Below are 21,475 nucleotides of genomic sequence, written 5' to 3' on the forward strand. Positions count from 1 at the left end.
CGGGGCTTTACTCCGCCCCGTCACCATCTGCCGCGGCAGCCGCATGGGCCTGCGCCAGAACATAGGCACGGATCGCCTCGACATCGTCCTCGCTGAGATATTCAGCGAACGAGACCATGCCATTGGCCGAGAAGTGCCCTTCGAGAACCACGCCTTTCCAGGCTTCAGGGTCCGCCGAGATGGCCGACCAGCGAAGATCCGGCAGCACGCCGGAGCTGACGGCCAGCGGGCCGTGGCAGACCGCGCAGTTGCGGGAGAAGTCGACAACGCCTTCCGCGAGCTGAGCTTCGGTTCCGAACGATTCCGCCTTGGGCGTGCGGTCAATCGGCGTCAGGTCGGCATCGGCAACCTCACCGGTACCACCCAGTTTGAAAGTCACCACTTTACCGACTGTCGAAGGCACCTTGTCGTCATAGGCAAACCCGGCGGCCAGGGCGAAAGCGCTGCCCCAGCCCGTGGCGATGGTCACATACTGTTCGCCATCGATCATGTAGGTGCCCGGTCCTGCGCCAGCGCCGGACTTCACATTGTAGTCCCAAAGCGCGTCTCCGGTGGCAGCATCATAAGCAACGAAATGGCCGTTCAGCTTGCCCTGGAAGACCAGGCCGCCAGCCGTCGACAGCACTCCGCCATTCCAGGCGTTATCATGCTCCACGGTCCAGCGCGGCGCGCGGGCCACAGGATCCCAGGCGATCAGGCGGCCTTTCAGGGTGGACCGCAGGAATTTGGCCACTTCCGGCGGCGCAATCGGCGGCACGCCGGCAGAGAAGTCTGCACCCGTGTTCCAGGCGGTGTCTTTGGAATAGAAACGCGGATCTTCAGCATAGGCCTGCGGAATTTCCTGAGCCGGAATATAGGCCAGTGCCAAGTCCGGGTCGTAGGCCATCGGATGCCAGTTGTGCGCACCGAGCGGGCCCGGCAGCTGGTTGTAAGGCTCCTTGCCATACCGGGCAGCGGCGATCTCGATCGGACGGCCATTCTCGTCGAGGCCGGTCGCCCAGTTCATCGGACCAAACGCATCGCCGGAGATGAACTCACCCGTCGCCGCATCGATCACATAGAAGAAGCCGTTCTTCGGTGCCTGCATGGCGACGCGGCGGCTGGCGCCGTCCGGACCAAGCGGCAGGTCTGCCAGAATGATCGTCTGCGTGGCGGTGTAATCCCAGTTGTCGCCGGGCGTCGTCTGGAAGTGCCACTTGTACTCGCCGGTGTTCGCATCCACCGCGACAATCGACGAAAGGAAGAGGTTGTCCCCGCCCGACGGGTCACGGAACGTCCGGTTCCACGGAGACCCGTTGCCGACACCGAAGATGATCTGGTCGTTCACTTCGTCATAGACGATCGAATCCCAGACGGTGCCGCCACCGCCATCGGTGACCCACGCACCCTCATCGCCCCAGGTGACGTTGCCGACCTGTTCGAATGCGGCGTCGGAGGCTTCGCCATCCGGCTGTTTTTGCGGGTTCGGTACGGTGTAGAAGCGCCAGATCTTGTCGCCAGTCTGCGCGTCATAAGCGGAAAGGTAACCACGCACGCCGAGTTCCGCACCGCCATTACCGATCAGAACCTTGCCATTCACAACGCGCGGGGCGCCCGTGATCGTGTAGGGCTTGGACTGGTCGACCGTCACCGTCTCCCAGACAAGATCGCCCGTCTTCGCATCCAGCGCCTGAAGGCGGCCGTCGATGACGCCGACATAGATCTTGCCGTCATAAACTGCGACACCGCGATTGACGACGTCACAGCAAGCGTTGACGCCAACGGCGCGGTCAACGTCCGGATCGTGTTCCCAGAGCAACTCGCCGGTCTTGGCGTCCAGCGCGTAAACGACAGACCAGGCCGAAGTGACGAACATCACGCCATCGACAACAATCGGCGTGACCTCCACGCCCCGGTTTGTTGCAAGGTCAAACGTCCAGGCAACACCCAGCTGATCGACATTGTCCTTGTTGACCGCATCCAGCGAAGAGTGGCGCTGCTCGTCATAGGTCCCGCCATAGGTGAGCCATTCGGCCCCGGCAGATGCCGTTTCGATCCGCGCCGTATCGACCGCGGCAAATCCTTTTTCTTCCGGTGCAGGGGCTGTTTCTTTCGGACCACATGCTGCCAGCAATGCCAGCGCAGATCCTGCAAGAAAAATACGACTCCAAGCGGCCATGTCGGTGTTCCTCCCGTCGACATTATGCGTAAGCGATCTTCCCGCCGCTTTCATGGGCGCAATGCTAGTCGTTCATTGAGGTTTGTCGAGGCGTGACCCAAGGGCATCAACCTGACGTCACAAAGCGGCCGCCTCAGGCAACAATGACAGGTGCGCTTCCAGCCCGGCTGGAAAGATCGTTCTGAGCAGCCTCGATGGCCGCCTCAACCAGGGCCTGCCATTCCGCCAGGCTGGCTGCGCTTTCTGAACCGGCCGGAAAATTGACTGAGCGGGAGGCGCTGACGACGCCGCCTTCCAGCCGGTTGCCGACGCGGGTGAAACCTGCCAGCGCTTCGTCTGCGCCTGCACCCTGCGCGCCATAACCCGGCACGAGAAACAGGGATTTCGGCGCCAGGGCCCGGATCGCCTTCGCTTCTGCCGGACCGGTTGCCCCGGTCACCATCATAAGGCCCGACCAGCCGGACTGGCCCACCAGGCGCTCCGCCAGTGGTTCGAGGGCTTCTCCGACACGGGCATAGAGCGGAGCCCCTTCCAGATCCTTCGACTGGAAGTCTGCCGAGCCGGGATTGGATGTGCGCACCAGAACGATCACGCCCTTCCCGTTTGCCTCGCCTTCGCGGACATAGGGCTCGAGCGTATCGAGCCCCATGTACGGGTTCACCGTCAGGGCATCGGAATGGAACGGTGCGTCTTTTCCGAGATAGGCGGCAGCATAGCCTTCTGCGGTCGAGCCGATATCGCCGCGCTTGGCATCCATCAGCACGATGAGGCCAGCCTCTTTCGCGGCCAGCGCAATCCTCTGAAGGGCCTTCATGCCCTCCGGACCGTGGCGTTCGAACAAGGCGACCTGCGGCTTGATGCAGGCAACGCGCCCCTCGCAGGCGCGGACCATCGCGATCCCCCAGGCTTCAATGCCTTCCGGAGTGTCACCGCCAAACAGAGCAGGAATTCGCCCGGCATGCGGATCGACGCCGGCGCAAAGCGGCCCATGCCGTCGGGTGGCATCGATCAGGCGGTCTGCAAAGGGCGTCATGGCTTCACCTTGCAAGCTACTTTCACGACTTGCAACAGACGCCGGGCATTGTCGGAGCGTGGACCATAGGTTTCTTCATCAAACGCTTCAGCGGGGCCATCCTCAGGGCTGATATTCAGGCGCGTGAGGAAGGCTTCGACCGAGTCAGGTGCGGTTGTATAAATGCGGCCCCGGCGCGGACTTTCCGCCACAATCACACCTCGAACACGCCCCTGCGCATCGAATACCGGGCCGCCGGAAATCCCTCCCAGCGTGCCATCAAGCCCCCGCGTCCGTCCGAACTCGGCCCAGGCGAGGATCGGCTCGGAATTCTCGCGTCGGCCGCGCGTGATCAGATTGGACCGGGACATCAGTCTCGTCGCAACCTCACCCGGGCGGCCTTGCGGATAGCCGACATGATAGCCTTTGCTGCCGATGCGTAGCGGCGTGGCCAGGTCGAGTTCGACGGGATTGGGGCTGCGGCCCGTGGAGATCAGGGCGAGGTCATGGTCCGCATCGAGGGTGACGGAATCCACCGGGACATACTGGCCGGGCGCCACGAGCAAACCGACGGAATCGCACCCGTCGACCACATGCCGGGCGGTGATCCACTGGCCCTTCCGGTTCACGGCGAAAGCTGTCCCGATCCCGTTCTTCGGCGCGTCGACCTGAATCAGGATCTGCTCATCGAAGGGCGATGGCGGCGGCAAGGTCGGACCGTCTGCCTCCAGAACGGTCGGGGGCGCTTCCGGCGCATCCGCGTGATCGCCCTGGGCAAACAGAACGAACACGATCAGCCCGAGCGCCGTCACATAAAGCAGCCAATCGAACTTCCGCACCGGCCTGTTATGCTCCTCGCATCAGAATCTCTGCAACGCAGGATCCCACAATCCTGCGGCAAGAATGAGGGCAGATGCCAGTTTCGCGGAAACGAGCACCGCGGCAGCGCCCAGTTCGTCCCCTTCGATCCGTTTCGGCAACCCGCCCAGCAACAGGTCTACCAGACGATAGACAATCAGCTGCAGCAACAGGGCAACGATGCCCCAGATGGCAAAGTCGATCAGGGTGATGCTGGATGCGAGCGCCGACGACATCGGCAAGGCGAGGCCGGCAATCGCGCCGCCCAGTGCAAAACCGGCCGCGGTGTTCCCGCGCCGGACCTCCGCAAATTCCTTCCAGGGCGTCAGCAGAACATAAATTGTGCTCGACACGACCAGCATCACGCCAGCGCTGGCCGTCCAGATCAGGAATCTTGGAAACGCCTCGACAAATGCACCGATTTCTCCGCCCATGAATCCTGATAATCCTGTGTGATTATAGTGGTGACCCGGCGGGGGCCCGGCCCTATTCCTAGCATGGCTTACCCGCCGCTCAAGGAGACCATCATGCTGAAAGGTAAAACAGCCCTTATCACGGGCTCTACGAGCGGCATTGGCAAGGCCATCGCGGTACGGCTGGCGGCTGAAGGCTGTAATATTGTGCTCAATGGCTTCGGCGATGCCGGAGAGATCGACGCATTGAAACGGTCGCTGGCTGCGGAGCACTCGGTTATGGTCGGCTATTCGAGCGCCGACCTTACCCGCATTCCCGCCATCGAGAACATGATGGCCTATGTGCAGAGCGAATTCGGCGGCGCCGACATTCTCGTCAACAATGCCGGCATGCAGCACGTCTCCCCGGTCGAGGATTTTCCGGTCGACAAGTGGAACCTGATCATCGCGCTGAACCTGTCGGCGGCGTTCCACACGATCCGCCTCTCCATGCCGGGCATGAAAGAGAAAGGCTGGGGCCGCATCATTCAAACCGCCTCCGCCCATGCGCTAGTCGCCTCACCCTACAAGGCGGCCTATGTGGCCGCGAAACACGGGATTGCCGGCCTGACCAAGACCGTTGCACTGGAAGGCGCAACGCATGGCGTACGATGCAATGCGATCTGTCCGGGCTATGTCCACACGCCACTGGTCGACGCGCAGATCACAGACACGGCCAAGGCCCGCGGCATCACCGAGGATGAAGTCGTGAAAAATGTGATCCTTGCCGCTCAGCCAACCAAGGAATTCGTCACGGCCGAGCAGATCGGCGAGATGGCGGCCTTCCTCTGCTCACCCGCAGCCAGTCAGATCAACGGCGCCCTGCTGCCAGTCGATGGCGGCTGGACGGCCCAGTAGACAGGCGGCCTGCCCGACTATTCCAGCAATTCTGTGAGGCAGGAGGCGATCGTCTCGTCCGTGTCTTCATGGGTGAAGAAGGTTGTCAGCTTCCAGTCCTCATCCATCAGGTACAGAAGCGACGTGTGATCCATCGAATATTCGCTCTGGCTGTCCGGCTGCTCGATCCGCGAATAATCCGCCATGAACGCATCTGCCGCCGCACGAACCGCTTCCGGCGTCCCGGTCAGTCCCTGAAGATTGTCCGGGAAGGCGTTGGTCGACACATATTGCGCCAGCTGTTCCGGCGTATCACGCTCCGGATCGATAGAGATCAGCAGCGTCTGCGGCGGGCTGACATCCTCTGGCAGGCGGTCATAGGCCCGCTTCAAGGTCACCAACGTCATCGGGCAGACATCAGGGCAATAGGTAAAGCCGAAATAGATCAGCGTCGGATGGCCCTTATAGGTCTCTTCCGTCACCGGCTCGCCATCCTGGTTCACCAGCGAAATCGGGCCGCCAATGTTCGGATAGGCGCGGGACATGCACCCAGCGGCCGGGCCGCCCGCAGACGGGCCGTCAGGTTTTGCAGGGCCGCAGGCGGTAAGCAGCGCAGCCATCAGGGCCGCGGACAAGCGAAGTCTGGTCATGACCTTCCTCTAGGACGTGGACCTGCCGCTTGGCGAGGGCGTCACGCTGCCGCATAAGACACAAATGAGTGATCTGTCCCGCCAGGATGTGAACCGCGCCGACCGGCTCGGCTTCGACGATGCCATCTTCACCCTCGCCCCGGAGGGCCTGGGATCAGCCCAGTCCGCGCTGGGACGAACACGATTGCGCACCTTTATCACGCTGCGCTGGCTGGCCGTGGCAGGACAAACAGCTGCCGTACTGTTCGTGGCCTTTGTGCTGCATTTCGACCTGCCGCTGGCCGCCTGCCTGGCGATCATCGCGGCCTCTGCTTGGTTGAACGTGTTTCTCTCCTTTGCTTTCCAGAGCCAGCGCCTGACGCGCGGCTGGGAAGCCTCGCTCCAACTCGCCTTCGACACGGTTCAACTCGCGGCACTTGTGGCCGTGACAGGCGGCCTGTCGAACCCGTTCCTTCTGCTGCTCGTCGCGCCGGTGACGGTGGCAGCGCTCAGCCTGTCACCGAAGCGGGCCGTGCTGATCGCCCTGCTGGCGCTAACGCTCGCAGCGATCATGCCGCTGATTTCACTTCCCCTGCCCTGGATCAATGGCGCCATGGTGGAACTGCCGCCCCTCTTCCATCTCGGCCAGTTCTCAGCGCTTGCCGTCGGTGTCGTGTTCTTCGCCGTCTCTGCCGGGCGCGTCAGCCAGGATGAAGCGAAGCTGGTCCGCGCACTCGATGCTGCCAGCATTGTCATGGCACGGGAGCAGAAGCTGTCTGCCATCGGCGCAATGTCCGCCATGACGACGCACGAGCTTGGCACCCCGCTCGCCACCATTCACCTCGTCGCCAAGGAATTACTGACGGAGACGCCGGCAGACGATCCGAAATATGAGGACCTGACCTTGCTGGCGGAGCAGGCAGACCGGTGCCGCAACATCCTCGCGACCATCCGCGAAGCCCGCGAAGCGACCGACATCGTGCATGCCCGCGTCACGCTCGACGCGCTGGTCGCCGAAGCGGCCGCCCCGTTCAAAGGCCTTGGCGTGGCGGTGGAAGTCGTCATCCGTCCCGGCGAGGATGAAGCAGACTCCCGGCCCCCGATCCTGAACCGCAGCCCTGAGATCCTCCACGCCATCAGTGCCTTCGTTGAGAACGCCGTCAGCTTCGCGGACTCCCGGGTGACGGCGCAGGCAAGCTGGACGGCTGACCAGATCATGATCTCCATCAGCGACGATGGGCCTGGCTTTTCTCAGGAAGTACTGCCGAAACTAGGGGAGCCCTATGTCTCGGAGCGGAGCGAAGCACATCTCGGCGGCGGAGACATGGGACTTGGCTTCTTTATTGCAAAAACCCTGATCGAGAGAACAGGCGGCCGGATTGCCACCAGGAACCGCATGCCACCCCGTAGAGGCGCCATCGTTCAGGCCCTCTGGCCACGTGCAGCTCTTGAAGCATCCGCGTTGGATTAATTGATTTGGAAGTCCTATAAAAGAATCAGGTAGCTAGGGAAGCTGAGCATGGAACGGCCAGTAAATATCAATCTTCATGAGAGCCTGGAGGGCGTCGAAGATCGCTCCTGTCTCGTTATGGACGATGATGGCCCGTTCGTGCAGCGCCTCGCCCGTGCCCTTGCCCAGCGTGGATTCATCGTATCTGCTGTAACCAATGTTGCAGAAGGCAAGGATATCGCGCGCCTGAATCCGCCGGCTTTTGCGGTGCTGGACCTGCGCCTGGAAGACGGCAGCGGACTGGACGTTGTGGAAGTCCTGCAGAAAAGCCGCCCGGAAGCCCGCGCCGTGATCCTGACTGGCTATGGCGCCATTGCAACCGCAGTTGCCGCCGTGAAGGCGGGCGCGGTGGACTACCTCTCGAAGCCGGCTGATGTGGAAGACATCATCCGCGCCCTCACCGCGACCTCCGACGAGAAACCGGCCCCGCCGGAGAACCCGATGTCGGCCGACCGGGTCCGCTGGGAACACATCCAGCGCGTATACGAACTGTGCAATCACAATGTCTCGGAAACCGCTCGCCGTCTGAACATGCACCGTCGGACGCTCCAGCGCATACTCGCCAAGCGCGCGCCGCGCTGACTTTTACGCCTACTGTATTTGCAGACGGCAGTTGTTCTAGCGGCAGCTGTCCCGATCGAAACGCATGGCGACGAAATTGACCGGATCGCCATTGGAATAGTTCAGCGCATAGTACGGCTCAGACTCCGTGATGCAGAGGCCCATGCCCCGCGCCTGATCACGCAGGTGCTCGACTTCCTCAGCTACGGGAGGCTCCGCCTTCCGGTCCTCATAGTTCACAAGATAAACGACAGGAAAGGCGCGCTCATCCGTGGGCAGGTCCAGCGGTGTTTCCGGTGGGTGGGTATTCTGTGTGCCCATGGTCAGGATATAGGACGGCTCAGCATAACCAAGCGCGAGGATACGCTCCGGCGGCGTCATGGCGCACGTCTTCCCCGGTATGCCGCAGACATCCTCCAGGGCGAGCCGCGCGGTTTCCGTCGGCTGGACCCAGACCTGGCTCGGCAACATGAAGATACGAATATGCCAGCCCATGACAAATGCCGCCGCTACGCCGAAAGCGATGGCGAGAGCCGTCCGGGCACGGCTGAACTCGATCGCCGCGGCACCGCAGAGCGCAAACGCGCCCCACCAGAGCCAGACAGGAAACTGACGATAGGCCTGCCAGGTTTCCAGCACGTCGGCGCTGGACGCCGTGGTGAAGTCACCGGCCGCTTCCGCCATGAGGCCGTGCGTGACCCCCGGATACGAAACCGCCAGCAGCAGAACCGCCCCCAATCCGAACAAGGCGAGCGACAGCCAGCGTGACACCGGCATCTTCGCCCCGTCGATCAGGCGCACGGCTGCGTGACCGCAAAGCAGCGCCATCCCCGGATAGGCCGGCAAAATATAGTGGCTGAGCAGGGTCGGCATCAACTCGAAGAAAATCCAGGTCAGCAGCGTCCATGACAAGAGGAAGCGCAGGCCTTTTACCTCCACCGGCGCTTCGGGCGACACTGGCGCCCGGCTTCGCCATGCGTCCTGCGTTGAGAGGAACCAGAACACCATCAGCAACACGACCGGGTACGCCACCTTCACGCCATTCGCGGACGTGGATGGCAGCACAAGGGATAGAAGCAGGCTGGCCGCCAGCAGGGCGCCGCCGACCATCAACACCGGCCAGCCTTTGCGCGCCACCGTCGCCTGCCGCACGTCTTTCCAGCCAGCGACAAGGCCCGGCACGATCAGCAGGATCGCCGGGAAAAACCAGATCGGCAGATGGGTCAGGTGAAAGAACGGCCAGCCGCCATGGCCTTCTGACGCGCCCGCGAACTTGTCTTTCAGATCCTTGCCGACCGCGCCCTGCAGGAACTCTCCGTTCGTCGCCACCTGCACCCAGATAAACCAGGGCAGTACCAGCGCCACGAACAGGAGCGGGCCCGGCCACCAGGCCAGCGGGCGCCACCAGTCACCGCCCTTCCCGTTTTCCGCCCGGCCCCAGACCCAGACCCCGAAACCGGCATAGGTCGCGACCATGGGTGTCACCGGTCCCTTGATCAGGAAACCGAGCCCCATGGCAAGCCAGAAGAGAAGCGCTGCCTGTTTCGGCGGACCTTCGCGCAGATAGAGCCGCCCCAGCGCGCCAATGCCGAAGGTTGTCAGGCAGACCAGCACCGCGTCCGTCTTCGAGATATGCGCTTCGGAGGTCAGCAGCAGCGTGGAGCCAAAAAGGGCCGCCCCGAGAAAGGCCGCCCGGCGCCCGACCAGAGGAATACCGCACCAGAAGCAGGCAACCGCAGCAAGACTCGCCCCGATCCAGCTCGGGAAACGGTAGGTCCAGATCTGCTTGGCCTCCGGACCGGTGAAAACGGCTGTCGACGCGGCCTGCAGCCAGTGAATTCCTGCCGGCTTCTTGTTGCGCAGCTCGTCCTGGTACTGGATGCGGATGTAATCGTGGTCCTCAAGCATCTGCTTGGACGCCTGAGCGAAACGGCTCTCGTCGCGGTCGAGTGCCGGCAACATGAAAACGCCGGGCGCCGCGGCGCTGAAGGTGATCAGGAAGAGAGCGACCCAGGCTTTCCAGCCGGTCGAAAGGCGGTCGAGCAATGTCATGGCTCCTCCTCTAACGGGTTCGGGCCGCTTCGTCTTGCGCTTTTGGATGCGGGACCGGTGTCAGCTGCAAGTGAAGCACAGGGCTCGCCTTTCGCCGGAACGCTCTGTATGACGCGAAGACTTTTCGAGCGCTGGTTGGGGCGCATCAGCAGAAGGGATCTGGAATTGGACCAGGCTCTTGAGTTTTCCGTCGTCGTCCCGGTGCACAATGAATCCGGGAATGTGGCGACCCTGATCGGCGAGATCGCCAAGGCGCTCGACGGGCGCGCCTATGAAATGGTGTTCGTCGACGACGCTTCGACCGACGATACCCGCGCCCAGCTTGTGGCGCTGAAATCGAAATACCCGATGCTGCGCGTGCTCGGCCACCGGAAGAATGCCGGCCAGAGCCGGGCGATCCGCTCCGGCATTCTTGCCGCGAAAGCGCCGGTCATCGGCACGCTGGACGGCGATGGCCAGAACGACCCGGCTGACCTGCCGGATCTCTACCGCCAGCTGACCCGTCAGGATGCGCCGGAAAAGCTGAACATGGTCATGGGCCGCCGGGCCAAGCGCAAGGATACGGCCTGGAAGCGCTTCGGCTCCCGCTTTGCCAATCGGATCCGCAAGCGCATGCTGAAGGATGATTGCGACGACAGCGGTTGCGGCATCAAGGTGATGAAGCGGACGTCCTACATCCAGCTCCCGTATTTCGATCATATGCACCGCTACATGCCGGCCCTGATGCGGGCCGAAGGCTTCGATGTGGAGTACCGGGACGTCAACCACCGGGAGCGCGGCGCCGGCAAATCGAACTACACAAATTTCGGCCGCCTGAACGATGCCTTCTCGGATCTGCGCGGCGTCACCTGGCTGATCCGCCGCCGGCGCAATCCGGGCGGTGCAGACGAAATCTGATCCTGTTCAAATTCACGGACGAACCGCCTGCAAATCGCCCGATTTGCAGGAATAGTGGTGGTTAAGGCCGTGGGGGATTTTTCCTCGCCTCGCCGGAAACTATCCGGTAAACCTCGTGTTAACACGCGCTGAGCGACGGGTTAGTGACATGAAAAAGGACACGCAGGCAGCCGTCATTGGCGGTTTCATCGCCAGACGCAAACGGCAAAATGCCGGGTCCCGCAGCAGCACCGAAAAGGGGTATTTGATGCGTGCAATCTTCGGAATCTTTCCGCTACTGGTCGTGCCGGTGGCCCTGTACAACCTCCTGGCCGTCATGGCCGGTGGCCCTGCCACGACGACCAATGAACTGGGCCAGATCATCGCCAGCGATACCGCCCCGCTTCAGGCCGTGCTGAACGAGACCTTTTTCTCGCTCCCGATGATATCGGGCGTCAAATGGGTACTGACCCAGGGCGACGCGATCCTGCTTCTGTCGATCGTTTTCCTGTTCCTGGAAATCCTGAAGTCCACCAGCACCGGCACGTCGACCATCATCAATCACGCGATCTCGATGATGCTGTTTATCCTCTGCCTGATCGAATTCCTGCTCGCACCGAACTTTGCCACCTCCACCTTCTTCATCCTCATGTCGATGACGCTGCTGGATGTTCTGGCAGGCGTGGTGGTGACCATCGTGTCTGCCCGGCGTGATTTCGGGGTCGATCACGGCTGATCCGATACGGAAACCAGATACAGAAAAGCCCGCTCGATGGAGCGGGCTTTTTTATTTCACGGCGAGCGCGCGTCTCAGTCCTTGCGGTAGAGCTCAGCCAGCTGGTCCTGAATGGCAGACATCTGCGCCTGCATGTTTGCGAGCGCTTCGGCCTGCATTTCCATCATGGTGCCAGCCGGTGAGGCAGAAGAGGAAGGCTTTTCCGGCTTCGCGGAATTGTAGAGCGTCGGCATGAACATCTTCATGGCCTGCTCGAACATGGTCATGTTCCGGCGGGCCTGCTTCTCGAACATGGTCATCGGATTGGCAGCTTTCTGCCACTCCTTCTGCGCCTCTGCGAAGGAATTCATCGACATGTCGAGGAAGGCAGGCAGGAAGGTCTGGGCACCACCGCCATAGAAGCCAATCAGCTGGCGCAGGAAGTTCAGCGGCAGGGCGCCTTCGCCCTTGGTCTCCTGCTCGAAGATGATCTGGGTCAGCACCTGACGCGTCAGGTCTTCTCCCGTCTTGGCATCCCGGACCTCGAAATCCCGGCCCTCCCGGACCAGTTCCGACAGGTGATCCAGCGTCACGTAGGACGAGGTCGACGTGTCGTAGAGACGACGGTTTGCGTATTTCTTGATGATGATCGGCTCCGAAGAGCCCGTCCCTTTGGCCATTTTCATCCCTCGGCTTTCCCAAGCGGGAAAGCAATTTTTGTGCTATGCGGCACAATCTCGCATAAAATCTGCATGCGACCAATGCGCTATTGAAGTTTCTGCAACAGTAACGCTAAGCATGCTGCAGTGCAAAAATTCCAGGGAGGAGCACCCATGTCCAAAACGGTTCTGGTCACAGGCGGTACACGCGGTATCGGCCACGCCATCAGCGCAGCCATGGCGAAAGCCGGTTACAAAGTGGCCGCAAACTATGCCGGTAACGATGAAGCCGCCAAGGCAACCGCCGACGAACTCGGCATCCATGTCTACAAATTCGACGTCGCCGACTACGACGCTGTCGGCGCCGGTATTGCCGCCATCGAGGCCGATCTCGGCCCGATCGACATCGTCGTCAACAATGCCGGTGTGACGCGCGACGCGCCGTTCCACAAAATGACGAAAGACCAATGGCAGCAGGTGATCGACATCGATCTGACCTCCGCTTTCAACGTCACGCACCATGTCTGGGAAGGCATGCGTGAGCGCAATTGGGGCCGCGTCATCAATATCTCGTCCATCAACGGGCAGAAGGGCCAGTTCGGCCAGGCGAACTACTCCGCCGCCAAAGCCGGCCTGATCGGCTTCTCCAAGGCGCTCGCCCAAGAAGGCGCCAAGAAGGGCATCACCGTGAACACGGTCTGCCCCGGTTACATCGACACCGAAATGGTGCGCGCGGTGCCTGAGAAAGTGCTCGACGGCATCATCGCGACGATCCCGGTCGGCCGCCTCGGCAAACCGGAAGAGATTGCGTCCATGTGCGCCTATCTCGCCAGCGACGATGGCGCTTTCATCACCGGCGCAACGATGACGGTGAACGGCGCGCAGTACATCGCCGGCTAATCTGTTTCGTTCCGGAACAAGGAAGCGCCCTCCCCTGCCGGGAGGGCGTTTTTTCATGTCAGCACATGACTACGCCATGATCATACCGGACTATTCCGTGGCCCGGCATGACCTGTGATGACCATGCCGGACCATAACGGACTTCCGCGGATCAGACCGTCAGGACGATCTTGCCGAAATGCTTCTGGCTCGCCTGATGGGCGAATGCCTCGGCAATCTTGTCCAGCGGGAAGGTCGAGTCGATCACCGGCTTGATGCCGTTCGCCTCGATGGCGTCGATCATGTCTTCCTGCATCCGGCGCGATCCGACCGTGATGCCCGACAGGGTGATATTGCGCGAGAAGAGCGCCGCCGTCGGCACTTCACCCGACACACCGGTCAGGACCCCGATCAGCGAGATGTGACCGCCCGGACGGCAGGCCGCGATGGACTGGGCCATTGTGCCGGGCCCGCCGATCTCGACGACTTCATCGACGCCGCGTCCGCCGGCCAGTTTGAACGCCTCGGCGCCCCAGTCCGGGTTTTCCTTGTAATTGATCACATGATCGGCGCCGAGCGCTTTCAGCTTTTCAAGCTTCTCCGGCGAGGACGAGGTGGAGATCACCCGGCAGCCAGCCGCCTTGGCGAGCTGCAGCGCGAAGATCGAGACGCCGCCCGTGCCCTGCGTCAGCACCCAGTCGCCCGCCTTGAGCCCGCCCTCGGCGAACATGCCGCGCCAGGCGGTGAGCGCCGCACACGGAAGGGTTGCGGCCTCTTCGAAAGTCCAGCCTTCCGGCATGCGGGTGAAGGCGGTTTCCGGCGCGGCCACCAGTTCGGCGCCGAAGCCGTCCGCGCCATCGCCGGGAACGGAGTTGAACCCGGCCGCCTCGATCTGGCCGGACTGCCAGCCCGGGAAGAACAGCGAAAGGACCTTGTCGCCCACTTTCCAACTCGTGACGCCCTCACCCAGGGCGACAACTTCGCAGGCGCCGTCCGACATCGGGATACGGCCGTCCGGCGTTGGGATGCCGCCCATGACGACGACGAAGTCGTGATAGTTGAGGCTGGAGGCACGCACACGCACCAGCACTTCGCCATGGCCTGGTTTCGGATCCGGACGCTCTTCGATGACCAGATTGCCGGGACCGCCCGGCTTCTTGACGGCTGCAACTTTCATAAGGTGTTCCTCCTGATTTGTGGAGGAAGGGAGCGGTCCCGCCCTAGGGTAAGTCAAGCGGGACCGGTATCTCGTCAGGCGTTTTGCGCCATGGCCGCAATCCGCTCTTCGCGGAGCGTCTTGCGGCGCACCTTGCCAGCATCGTCGCGTACCGCCTCGCTGACATATTCGAAGCTTTTCGGAATCTTGTAGCGCACCAGCATCGTATTGAGATGGGCCAGCATGTCGGCTTCGTCGACCGGCCCTTCCGGCCGGCAGATGACGGCGTGCAGGCGCGCGCCCATGTCCTCGTCCGGCAGGCCGATCACGGCAGATGACTGAACGCCCGGATAGGCGTCGATCGCCGCCTCCACTTCCGCCGGATAGATGTTCGCCCCGCCCGACAGGATCATGTCGGAGAGGCGGTCGGTCAGGTAGAGATAGCCGTCTTCGTCGAGATATCCCATGTCGCCGAGGCTTTCCCAGCCGCCGTCAAGGGATTTGGCTTCGGCGCCGATATAGCGGTAGGTCGTGCCCGCACCTTCGAGCGGGCGCATGAAGATCTCTCCCACTTCGCCGGGCGGCAGGACCTTGCCGTCCTCATCGACAACGATCATCTCGCAGGCCTCGACCGGCTTGCCGACAGAGCCTTTGTGGTCCATCCACTCCGTACCCTGAATCATTGTCGTGCCCTGCCCTTCGGTGCCGGCATAGAGTTCCCAGATCACGTCGCCGCCAAGCCATTCGATGAAGCATTCCTTCAGCCAGGCCGGGCACGGCGCCGCGAGGTGCCAGAGCGCAGACAGGCTGGAGAGGTCGTACGAGTTGCGCACGTCTTCCGGCAGCGCCCAGATGCGGCGCATCATGGTCGGAACGGTATAAACCACATCCACCTTCAGCCGCTCGATCGTGGCCAGCGTCTTCTCCGCATCGAAGCGCGTCGTGATGCCGACCGTGCAGCCTTTGAAGAGGGCGATCATCGCCCACATGAACGGGCCATTGTGATAGAGCGGTCCCGGGATCAGCATGGCGCCCTGCAGCGGGATTTCGAGATAAGGCAGTTCCGGGTCCCAGGCAGCAGGGATTTTCGAAACGATCAGCTTCGGCCGGCCGGTAGAGCCGCCGCTCGTCATCGCCTTCAGCGAAGTGGCCATGCGCTCAGGGAGTTCCGTGTCCGGAAGGCTGGCATCGGGTTCGAAATTCTCCGGCACGGACGGCGTGCCGCCATATTCACCTTCCGGGACGCCGACCACGAGGGAGGGCTTGCCCAGTTCCACGATCTGGTCGCGCTCATGCTTGGGCAGGCGGGACGAGATCGGCTGCGGCGTGGCGCCGGCTTTCCATGTGGCAAGGCAGGCTTCGAAGAATTCGATTCCGTTCGGCAGGGCGATGGTGACGAAATCATCCTGCTTCACGCCCAGCTTTTCATAGGCGCGTGCAAGACGATTGGTGCGCTTGTCCAGTTCGGCCCAGCTGATCTGGACCCCTTCATGGTCGATGGCCGCGCGGTCCGGCTGCTTCGCCGCCCAGAAAGCCACAATGCGAGAAAGCGTGATGATCGCCACAGGTTTCCTCCTAACCCCAGTCTGAATTTTCGTGTCTATATATCCGCACGTTTCAGGAGGCGTTGGAACCCCTCCCAGAACTCCGCGCGCTTGTCGTCGGTTTCCATCAGGATCTCGTGCATCGCCCCTTCAACCATGACGTGCTCACAGTCCGGCAGGCGTTTGCAGATGGTGGTGTGAGTCGAATTGTCGACCAGCTGTTCTTCCGAGGCAGACGCGACGAAGACCGGAATGGTCACGGAGCTCAACGTCCTGGCTTTCGTGAACGTCGCCAGAATATCCAGCGAGGCGCCGAGCCAGCCCCAGGTTACCGGGCCGAGTTCCAGGTCCGGCCGGGCGTCGACGAGGTCGCGCTGAAGTTGCCAGTGCTTTTTGTCATGGGTGACGATGTTCGTCTCGAACGTCTCCGGCGGGCCGGGCTGGACGGCATAGTCACCGGACCGGCCGGTCGCCCGCATCGCCCAGACGAGATAGCGCATGCCGAGGAATTTCGATTTGATGCCCCACATCGGCGCGGAGAAGGCCGCGGCATCCACCTTCACCAGGCCCTGCGCTATGGCGGCCAGGGCAATCGCTCCGCCCATGGAATGGGCCAGCGACACGTAAGGCCGCGGCAGGCGGTCATCCAGCGCTTCCAGCCCGTTGGCGAGGGCGCCCATGAACGTTTCGAACCGGTCGATATGGCCCTTCTTCGAGTCGTCCAGCAGGCGTTCCGACAGGCCCTGCCCCGGCCAGTCGAGAATGACGACGGCAAAGCCCATGGTCTGCAGCTCGCGGCCGACCTCGAAATATTTCTCGATGAATTCCGTCCGGCCCGGGCAGACGATGGCCGTGCCGCGCGGCTTGTCCGGGGCCAGCGCCGGCGCAATGCAGGCACGCAGGGCCCGGCCGCCCGTGCCCTTGAACCAGACAATCTCAGCCCCCTTCGGCGGCGGATTGCCGGGAACCATCACAAATTCGGTGTCCGGCGGCGCGGGCGTGTCCATGTATATTTATCCCAGACGGAAAAGGCCGCCCTCAGGGTGTCCCGGGGCGGCCTGACCTGTCAAACCCGAAGGGCTGCTCTCCTTAGGAAAGCGCCTTCATCAGGCTCTGCAGCTGCATGGCAACCGACATGTCGCCTTCTACTTTCAGTTTACCCTGCATGAAGGCCATCGTGGCGTCGAGGCCGCCGGAAGCGATCTTCTTGAAGTCTTCCCAATCAACCTTGATGGTTGCATCTGCAGCGTCGTCAGAATTGTTGGCAACGGCATTCACACCGTCAATGAACAGCTTGCCGGCGTCACCGAAATCGAATTTCACCTTTTTCTTGAAGTCGCTGCCATTGGCGAGCGCTGCCGAAGCCTTGGATGTGAGTTCTGCGAGATCCATGAGATTCCTCCTTGGGATGGATTTGATGCGATAAAGCAGACCCCCGGGATGAAAATCAAGGGAAAGCTGTGTGACATACCGTATCGTAACGGGGGCTTCAGGTGCGGCGGCATCCGGCCCCGCCACCGTCATCATGGAACGGAAGACAACCTCAGCCTGCTTGACGTCGCCTAAGGGAAGCGTGGAAGGTCGCGGCATGAGCTGGGAAAAATCGATTGAGGAACTCCGCCGCCGGGAACGGCTGGCCGAGAAAATGGGCGGCGAAGAGCCGGTCGAGCGTCAGCGTGGACGGGGCAAGCTGACCGTCCGCGAACGGGTCGCCTTTCTGGCAGATCCCGGCAGCTTCCATGAACTCGGCAAGATTGCCGGGCGGGCCACTTACTCGGCGGATGATGAGCTGGAGAGCTTCCTGCCATCGAACTCCGTGACCGGCAGGGCCCGGATCGACGGCCAGCCGGTGGCCATCCTCGCCGACGATTTCACCGTGCGCGGCGGTGCCTCCGATGCCTCGATCCGCGGCAAGCTGCTGATCATGATCAAGATGGCGGCCGAATACCGCATGCCTCTGGTCCAGCTGATCGACGGCACGGGCGGTGGCGGTTCGGTCAAATCGCTGGAACAGGACCCGCGCACCTATATTCCCGAAACACCGGGCTGGGACGGGATCGTCCACGGGCTCTCGCAGGTGCCGTTCGTGTCGCTCGCCCTCGGCCCCTGCGCCGGCATGGGCGCAGGCCGGGTGGCGGCCAGCCATTTCTCCGTCATGGTCAAGGAACTCAGCCAGGTGTTCGTGGCCGGCCCGCCGGTGGCGATCGCGCTCGGCGAAGACGTCACCAAGGAAGAACTCGGCGGCTGGAAGATCCAGGCGCAGAACGGCACGGTGGACAATGTGGTCGACAGCGAAGCCGACGCCTTCATCGCGGCGCGGCGCTTCCTGTCCTACCTGCCCCCATCCGTGCACGACCTGCCGGAGCGCACATCCCCGGCCGACCATCCGGACCGGAAGGAAGAGAGCCTGCTCTCCATCGTCCCGACCAATGGAAAGACCCCCTACAAGCCCCGCAAGATCATCAATGCCACGGTCGACCATGGCAGCTTCTTCGAGATCGGCAAGGAATGGGGCCGCGGTATCGTTACCGGCCTCGCGCGGGTCGACGGTTATCCGGTCGGCATCCTGGCGGGCGACCCCTTCTTCCTGGATGGGGCGTGGACGGCAGATGTCTGCGACAAGGTCACCCGGCACATGGACCTCTGCTCCATGTTCCACCTGCCGGTCATCCACTTCGTTGACTGCCCGGGCTTTGCCGTCGGTGTGAAGGCGGAAACCGCAGGCGTCACCCGCGCGGGCGTGCGTGCCATGACGGCGGTCTACCAGGCCGATGTGCCGGTGTGCTCCGTAATCATCCGCAAGGCCTATGGCCTGGCCGGGTCGGCGATGATGAACCAGTCGAAGACGAAATGGCGCTATTGCTGGCCAAGCGGCGACTGGGGCAGCCTGCCCATGGCCGGCGGCATCGAGGCGGCGTTCCGCAAGGAACTGGCCGAAGCCGAAGACCCCGAGGCCCTGAAGGAACAATTGTACAGGAAGTTCGAGGCGATCCGCTCACCTTTCCGCACGGCGGAAAGTTTCTTTGCGGAGGAAATTATCGATCCGCGCGACACGCGGCCCCTGCTGGTGGATTTCATTCACCATGCCTGGCGGGTCCTCGAACCCGGCGAGCGCAAGGTAGGCTACCGGCCCTGACCGAAGCCAGGGCCGGGGCCCGACTTCCCCCTTAGATCGAGGTCAGGACTTCCTTGGCAGCGGCGTGGCACTTCTCGATCTCGTGATCGAGGCCCACGCAGATGCGCGACCAGTTCGGCAGGTCGCTCCAGCGCGAGCCGACGACGCGCACGCCGCGGTCCAGCATTTTCGCTGCGAAGTCCGCTGCCGGCATGCCGACGTCCATGTAGATGAAGCTGCCCTGCGGGTCCGGCGCGATCGGACGGCCGAGGTCTGCTGCCATGGCCATCAGCTTCTGGCGCCCGCGAATGTTCTTGGCGCGCATCTCCTCGAAGTAGGCCGTGTCATTGAGGCTGGCGATGCCCGCCACGAGGCCGAGATGGTTCACAGCAGACAGGCGGCCCGTCTTGCGCATGTCCATCGCCATGTCAGCCGGCATGATGCCATAGCCAAGACGCTGGCCAGCCATTGCGTACAGTTTCGAGAAGGTCCGTGCCACGATGACATTCTGGCCTTCGGCGACATAGCTGCTCATCTTGTTGTTCGGATACTCATCCGACAGATCGAGATAGGCTTCGTCGATGAAGACCGGCACTTTCGGGCTGACTTCGTCGACGAACGCCTTGAGCGTTGCCGTCGGGATGGTTTTGCCGGTCGGGTTGTTCGGGTTGCAGAGATAGACGGCGCCGGTGTCCGGGCCGACAGCTGCTGCGATGGCGTCCAGGTCATAGCCCATGTCCTGGGTCAGCGGCATGTAGACGACTTCGGTGCCGGCCTGCTCGGCGACGCGCGGCACGCCTTCATAGGTAATGGCGGAGGTAAGGATCTTGCCGCCCTTCACGTTCACCCAGTCGGAGAAGGCTGCGAGGATCGGAGACGAACCGTTCGTGACGACGATCTGCTCAAGCTCGACGCCTTCGCGCTCGGCGATGATCTTCGCGAATTCCATCGTCTTCGGATAGGCGTAGCGGTTGATGTTCGTCAGTTCCGCCTTCATCGCCTCAACAGCTTTGGGCGATGGGCCGAACGGGTTTTCGTTCGACGACATGATCGCCAGGGCGTCCGGATCGACGGCATCATTGGCCGGCGTAGCGGCGACGGCGGTTTCTGAGCAGGCGGCCAGTCCGGTCGCCGCGCCCATGGCGCCGACGCCGGCCAGCTTCATCAGGCTGCGGCGGGAAGGATTGAAGAGCGGTTGGCTGGAAAACTTGGTCATGACCTTGGGTCCTTAAGAATGGTCCGGAGGGTCCCTCACCGTGGCTGGAGGACCGGCGCACCCTCCGAGGCGCCGGATGTAACGGAACGTTCTGCCTCGCCTGCAGTATCGGCAACACAAAGGTCGCCCACCCGGGGAATCCGCCGGTAATTGCTTCCTTGCTGACCAGATTCGCCCGTGAGGCAGGCGCAATCATCCGCCACGGCCCCCTGATTCCCGGCTCTGGTTACCTGACAGCCGCAATTTTCCGCGTTGCGAGCGGAATCTTGCCTTTTTCCGCGTTTCATGTGGGAGATGCGTCCAGTGGAGGGACACACATGAACACGAAATCACTTCGCCTCGCCCTGTCGGCGCTCACCCTTTCGGCCATGGGCCTGGCGGCCTGCGGCGGGCCCGGCGCCACCCGGGAATCGGCCCGGCCGATGAGCGCGCCTCCTTCCCCGGTCGAAATGTCCATGGGCGCAAAATTTGCCGCCGATGACGGCATGTTCCTGGAAGAAATGGATGCCGGTGGCGGATCTGGCGGCGAAGCCGTCGCCCAGCAGTACATCGCCTACTCCCACTCCATCGGCATGCGCCTGCCGGTGAATGCGATCGAGCCGACGCTGCAGGGCCATATAGACGCCTGCAACAAGGCCGGCCCCGCCGTCTGCATGGTGACCAATTCCTGGATGAATTCCTATTCGGAAGACGAAGCCTCAGCCTCGCTGAACCTGCGCGCAACACCTGTCTGGATCGACCAGTTCCTGAACGGCGTCGAGGCCGAAGCCAAAGCGGCGAAGGGCGAGATCACGAACCGGCAGACCACGGCGGAAGACCTCACCGTCTCCATCATCGACACCGATGCCCGCCTGAAAGCGCAGGAAACGCTGCAGACCCGGCTGGAACAGCTGCTGGCCGACCGGCCCGGCAAGCTGGGCGAGCTGCTGGAAACAGAGCGCGAGCTTGCCCGCGTCAATGGCGAGATCGATTCGCTGAAATCCTCCCTCGCTGCGCTGCGCCAGCGGGTGAACATGAGCAAGCTCTCCATAGGTTATGAAACCAAGCGCAACCCGGTCTCGCAAGGTGCGCTGGAGCCGCTGGCCCGCGCCTTCGGAGACTTCTTCTATAATCTGTCGAGCGCGCTGGCCGCCGTGATCACGGCTTTTGCTGTCGGCCTGCCCTGGTTGATCCTGATCGGCGTGTTCGTCTGGATCTGGCTGAAACTGATCTGGCCGCGCATCCGCCGCAAGAAGAGCTGATCGGG

The 21,475-nt window shown here is 62.5% G+C and carries 20 protein-coding genes; 8 read left to right on the top strand and 12 right to left on the bottom strand.

Going from position 1 to position 21,475, the window contains the following annotated elements; genetic code table 11:
• Positions 1 to 7: 7 nt before the first annotated feature.
• The 4 genes from R3C98_RS03515 to R3C98_RS03530 form a co-directional block, all read right to left on the bottom strand.
• Positions 8 to 2,158: a PQQ-dependent dehydrogenase, methanol/ethanol family gene (locus R3C98_RS03515; RefSeq protein ID WP_371312733.1), complete on the bottom strand. Its 2,151-nt coding sequence runs from the start codon at positions 2,156 to 2,158 to the stop codon at positions 8 to 10.
• Between the two features lie 133 nt (positions 2,159 to 2,291).
• Positions 2,292 to 3,191, bottom strand: a complete 900-nt coding sequence (gene pyrF / locus R3C98_RS03520) for an orotidine-5'-phosphate decarboxylase (protein WP_371312735.1) — start codon at positions 3,189 to 3,191, stop codon at positions 2,292 to 2,294.
• On the bottom strand, positions 3,188 to 4,009 hold the full coding sequence (locus tag R3C98_RS03525) for a serine protease (RefSeq protein ID WP_371312736.1): 822 nt from the start codon (positions 4,007 to 4,009) through the stop codon (positions 3,188 to 3,190). Before R3C98_RS03525 ends, pyrF begins: the two co-directional genes overlap by 4 nt.
• 21 nt (positions 4,010 to 4,030) lie before the next feature.
• Positions 4,031 to 4,462, bottom strand: a complete 432-nt coding sequence (locus R3C98_RS03530; protein WP_371312737.1) for a DUF350 domain-containing protein — start codon at positions 4,460 to 4,462, stop codon at positions 4,031 to 4,033.
• Between the two features lie 93 nt (positions 4,463 to 4,555).
• On the opposite strand from R3C98_RS03530, the gene R3C98_RS03535 reads away from it, so the two are divergent.
• Entirely contained in the window at positions 4,556 to 5,338 is a 783-nt protein-coding gene (locus tag R3C98_RS03535; RefSeq protein WP_371312738.1) for a 3-hydroxybutyrate dehydrogenase, read from the top strand.
• A gap of 17 nt (positions 5,339 to 5,355) precedes the next feature.
• Here the strand turns inward: R3C98_RS03535 and R3C98_RS03540 are convergent, their stop codons facing one another.
• On the bottom strand, positions 5,356 to 5,967 hold the full coding sequence (locus R3C98_RS03540; RefSeq protein WP_371312739.1) for an SCO family protein: 612 nt from the start codon (positions 5,965 to 5,967) through the stop codon (positions 5,356 to 5,358).
• 64 nt (positions 5,968 to 6,031) lie between these two features.
• On the opposite strand from R3C98_RS03540, the gene R3C98_RS03545 reads away from it, so the two are divergent.
• Together R3C98_RS03545 and R3C98_RS03550 are read left to right on the top strand one after the other, a co-directional pair.
• Entirely contained in the window at positions 6,032 to 7,417 is a 1,386-nt protein-coding gene (locus tag R3C98_RS03545) for an ActS/PrrB/RegB family redox-sensitive histidine kinase (RefSeq protein WP_371312740.1), read from the top strand.
• 48 nt (positions 7,418 to 7,465) lie between these two features.
• A complete protein-coding gene (locus R3C98_RS03550; protein ID WP_051600041.1) occupies positions 7,466 to 8,038 on the top strand; it encodes an ActR/PrrA/RegA family redox response regulator transcription factor in 573 nt (190 codons plus the stop codon).
• A gap of 36 nt (positions 8,039 to 8,074) precedes the next feature.
• On the opposite strand, the gene R3C98_RS03555 is transcribed toward R3C98_RS03550, so the two are convergent.
• Positions 8,075 to 10,069: an ArnT family glycosyltransferase gene (locus R3C98_RS03555; protein ID WP_371312741.1), complete on the bottom strand. Its 1,995-nt coding sequence runs from the start codon at positions 10,067 to 10,069 to the stop codon at positions 8,075 to 8,077.
• Between the two features lie 108 nt (positions 10,070 to 10,177).
• Between R3C98_RS03555 and R3C98_RS03560 the strand changes: the two genes are divergently transcribed.
• Together R3C98_RS03560 and R3C98_RS03565 are read left to right on the top strand one after the other, a co-directional pair.
• Positions 10,178 to 10,966, top strand: coding sequence for a glycosyltransferase family 2 protein (locus R3C98_RS03560; RefSeq protein ID WP_371312742.1), 789 nt, complete (start codon positions 10,178 to 10,180; stop codon positions 10,964 to 10,966).
• Positions 10,967 to 11,213: 247 nt separating this feature from the next.
• Positions 11,214 to 11,681 carry a hypothetical protein gene (locus R3C98_RS03565; RefSeq protein ID WP_371313331.1) on the top strand — a complete coding sequence of 156 codons (468 nt, stop codon included), beginning with the start codon at positions 11,214 to 11,216 and terminating at the stop codon, positions 11,679 to 11,681.
• 74 nt (positions 11,682 to 11,755) lie between these two features.
• Here R3C98_RS03565 and phaR read toward each other — a convergent pair whose 3' ends face one another.
• The gene (phaR, locus tag R3C98_RS03570) at positions 11,756 to 12,346 is read right to left on the bottom strand and encodes a polyhydroxyalkanoate synthesis repressor PhaR (RefSeq protein WP_371312743.1); all 591 of its coding nucleotides are present in this window, start codon (positions 12,344 to 12,346) and stop codon (positions 11,756 to 11,758) included.
• A 147-nt stretch (positions 12,347 to 12,493) separates the two neighbouring features.
• Here phaR and phbB point away from each other — a divergent pair, with 147 nt between their 5' ends.
• Entirely contained in the window at positions 12,494 to 13,219 is a 726-nt protein-coding gene (gene phbB, locus R3C98_RS03575) for an acetoacetyl-CoA reductase (protein ID WP_371312744.1), read from the top strand.
• Positions 13,220 to 13,370: 151 nt separating this feature from the next.
• On the opposite strand, the gene R3C98_RS03580 is transcribed toward phbB, so the two are convergent.
• From R3C98_RS03580 to R3C98_RS03595, 4 genes are all read right to left on the bottom strand, one after another.
• Positions 13,371 to 14,375, bottom strand: coding sequence for an NAD(P)-dependent alcohol dehydrogenase (locus R3C98_RS03580; RefSeq protein ID WP_371312745.1), 1,005 nt, complete (start codon positions 14,373 to 14,375; stop codon positions 13,371 to 13,373).
• Between the two features lie 74 nt (positions 14,376 to 14,449).
• Positions 14,450 to 15,919: an AMP-binding protein gene (locus R3C98_RS03585; RefSeq protein WP_371312746.1), complete on the bottom strand. Its 1,470-nt coding sequence runs from the start codon at positions 15,917 to 15,919 to the stop codon at positions 14,450 to 14,452.
• A gap of 35 nt (positions 15,920 to 15,954) precedes the next feature.
• Positions 15,955 to 16,905 (bottom strand): alpha/beta fold hydrolase, encoded by a 951-nt coding sequence (locus tag R3C98_RS03590; protein ID WP_371312747.1) that lies wholly within the window; start codon positions 16,903 to 16,905, stop codon positions 15,955 to 15,957.
• Positions 16,906 to 16,987: 82 nt separating this feature from the next.
• Positions 16,988 to 17,290: an SCP2 sterol-binding domain-containing protein gene (locus R3C98_RS03595; RefSeq protein WP_371312748.1), complete on the bottom strand. Its 303-nt coding sequence runs from the start codon at positions 17,288 to 17,290 to the stop codon at positions 16,988 to 16,990.
• Positions 17,291 to 17,486: 196 nt separating this feature from the next.
• On the opposite strand from R3C98_RS03595, the gene R3C98_RS03600 reads away from it, so the two are divergent.
• Positions 17,487 to 19,034, top strand: coding sequence for an acyl-CoA carboxylase subunit beta (locus tag R3C98_RS03600; protein WP_371312749.1), 1,548 nt, complete (start codon positions 17,487 to 17,489; stop codon positions 19,032 to 19,034).
• A gap of 31 nt (positions 19,035 to 19,065) precedes the next feature.
• Here the strand turns inward: R3C98_RS03600 and R3C98_RS03605 are convergent, their stop codons facing one another.
• On the bottom strand, positions 19,066 to 20,229 hold the full coding sequence (locus tag R3C98_RS03605; protein ID WP_371312750.1) for a histidinol-phosphate transaminase: 1,164 nt from the start codon (positions 20,227 to 20,229) through the stop codon (positions 19,066 to 19,068).
• A 317-nt stretch (positions 20,230 to 20,546) separates the two neighbouring features.
• On the opposite strand from R3C98_RS03605, the gene R3C98_RS03610 reads away from it, so the two are divergent.
• A complete protein-coding gene (locus tag R3C98_RS03610; RefSeq protein ID WP_371312751.1) occupies positions 20,547 to 21,470 on the top strand; it encodes a DUF4349 domain-containing protein in 924 nt (307 codons plus the stop codon).
• Positions 21,471 to 21,475 lie beyond the last annotated feature (5 nt).

The sequence above is a fragment of the Hyphomonas sp. genome, assembly GCF_041398465.1.
Lineage (GTDB): Bacteria > Pseudomonadota > Alphaproteobacteria > Caulobacterales > Hyphomonadaceae > Hyphomonas.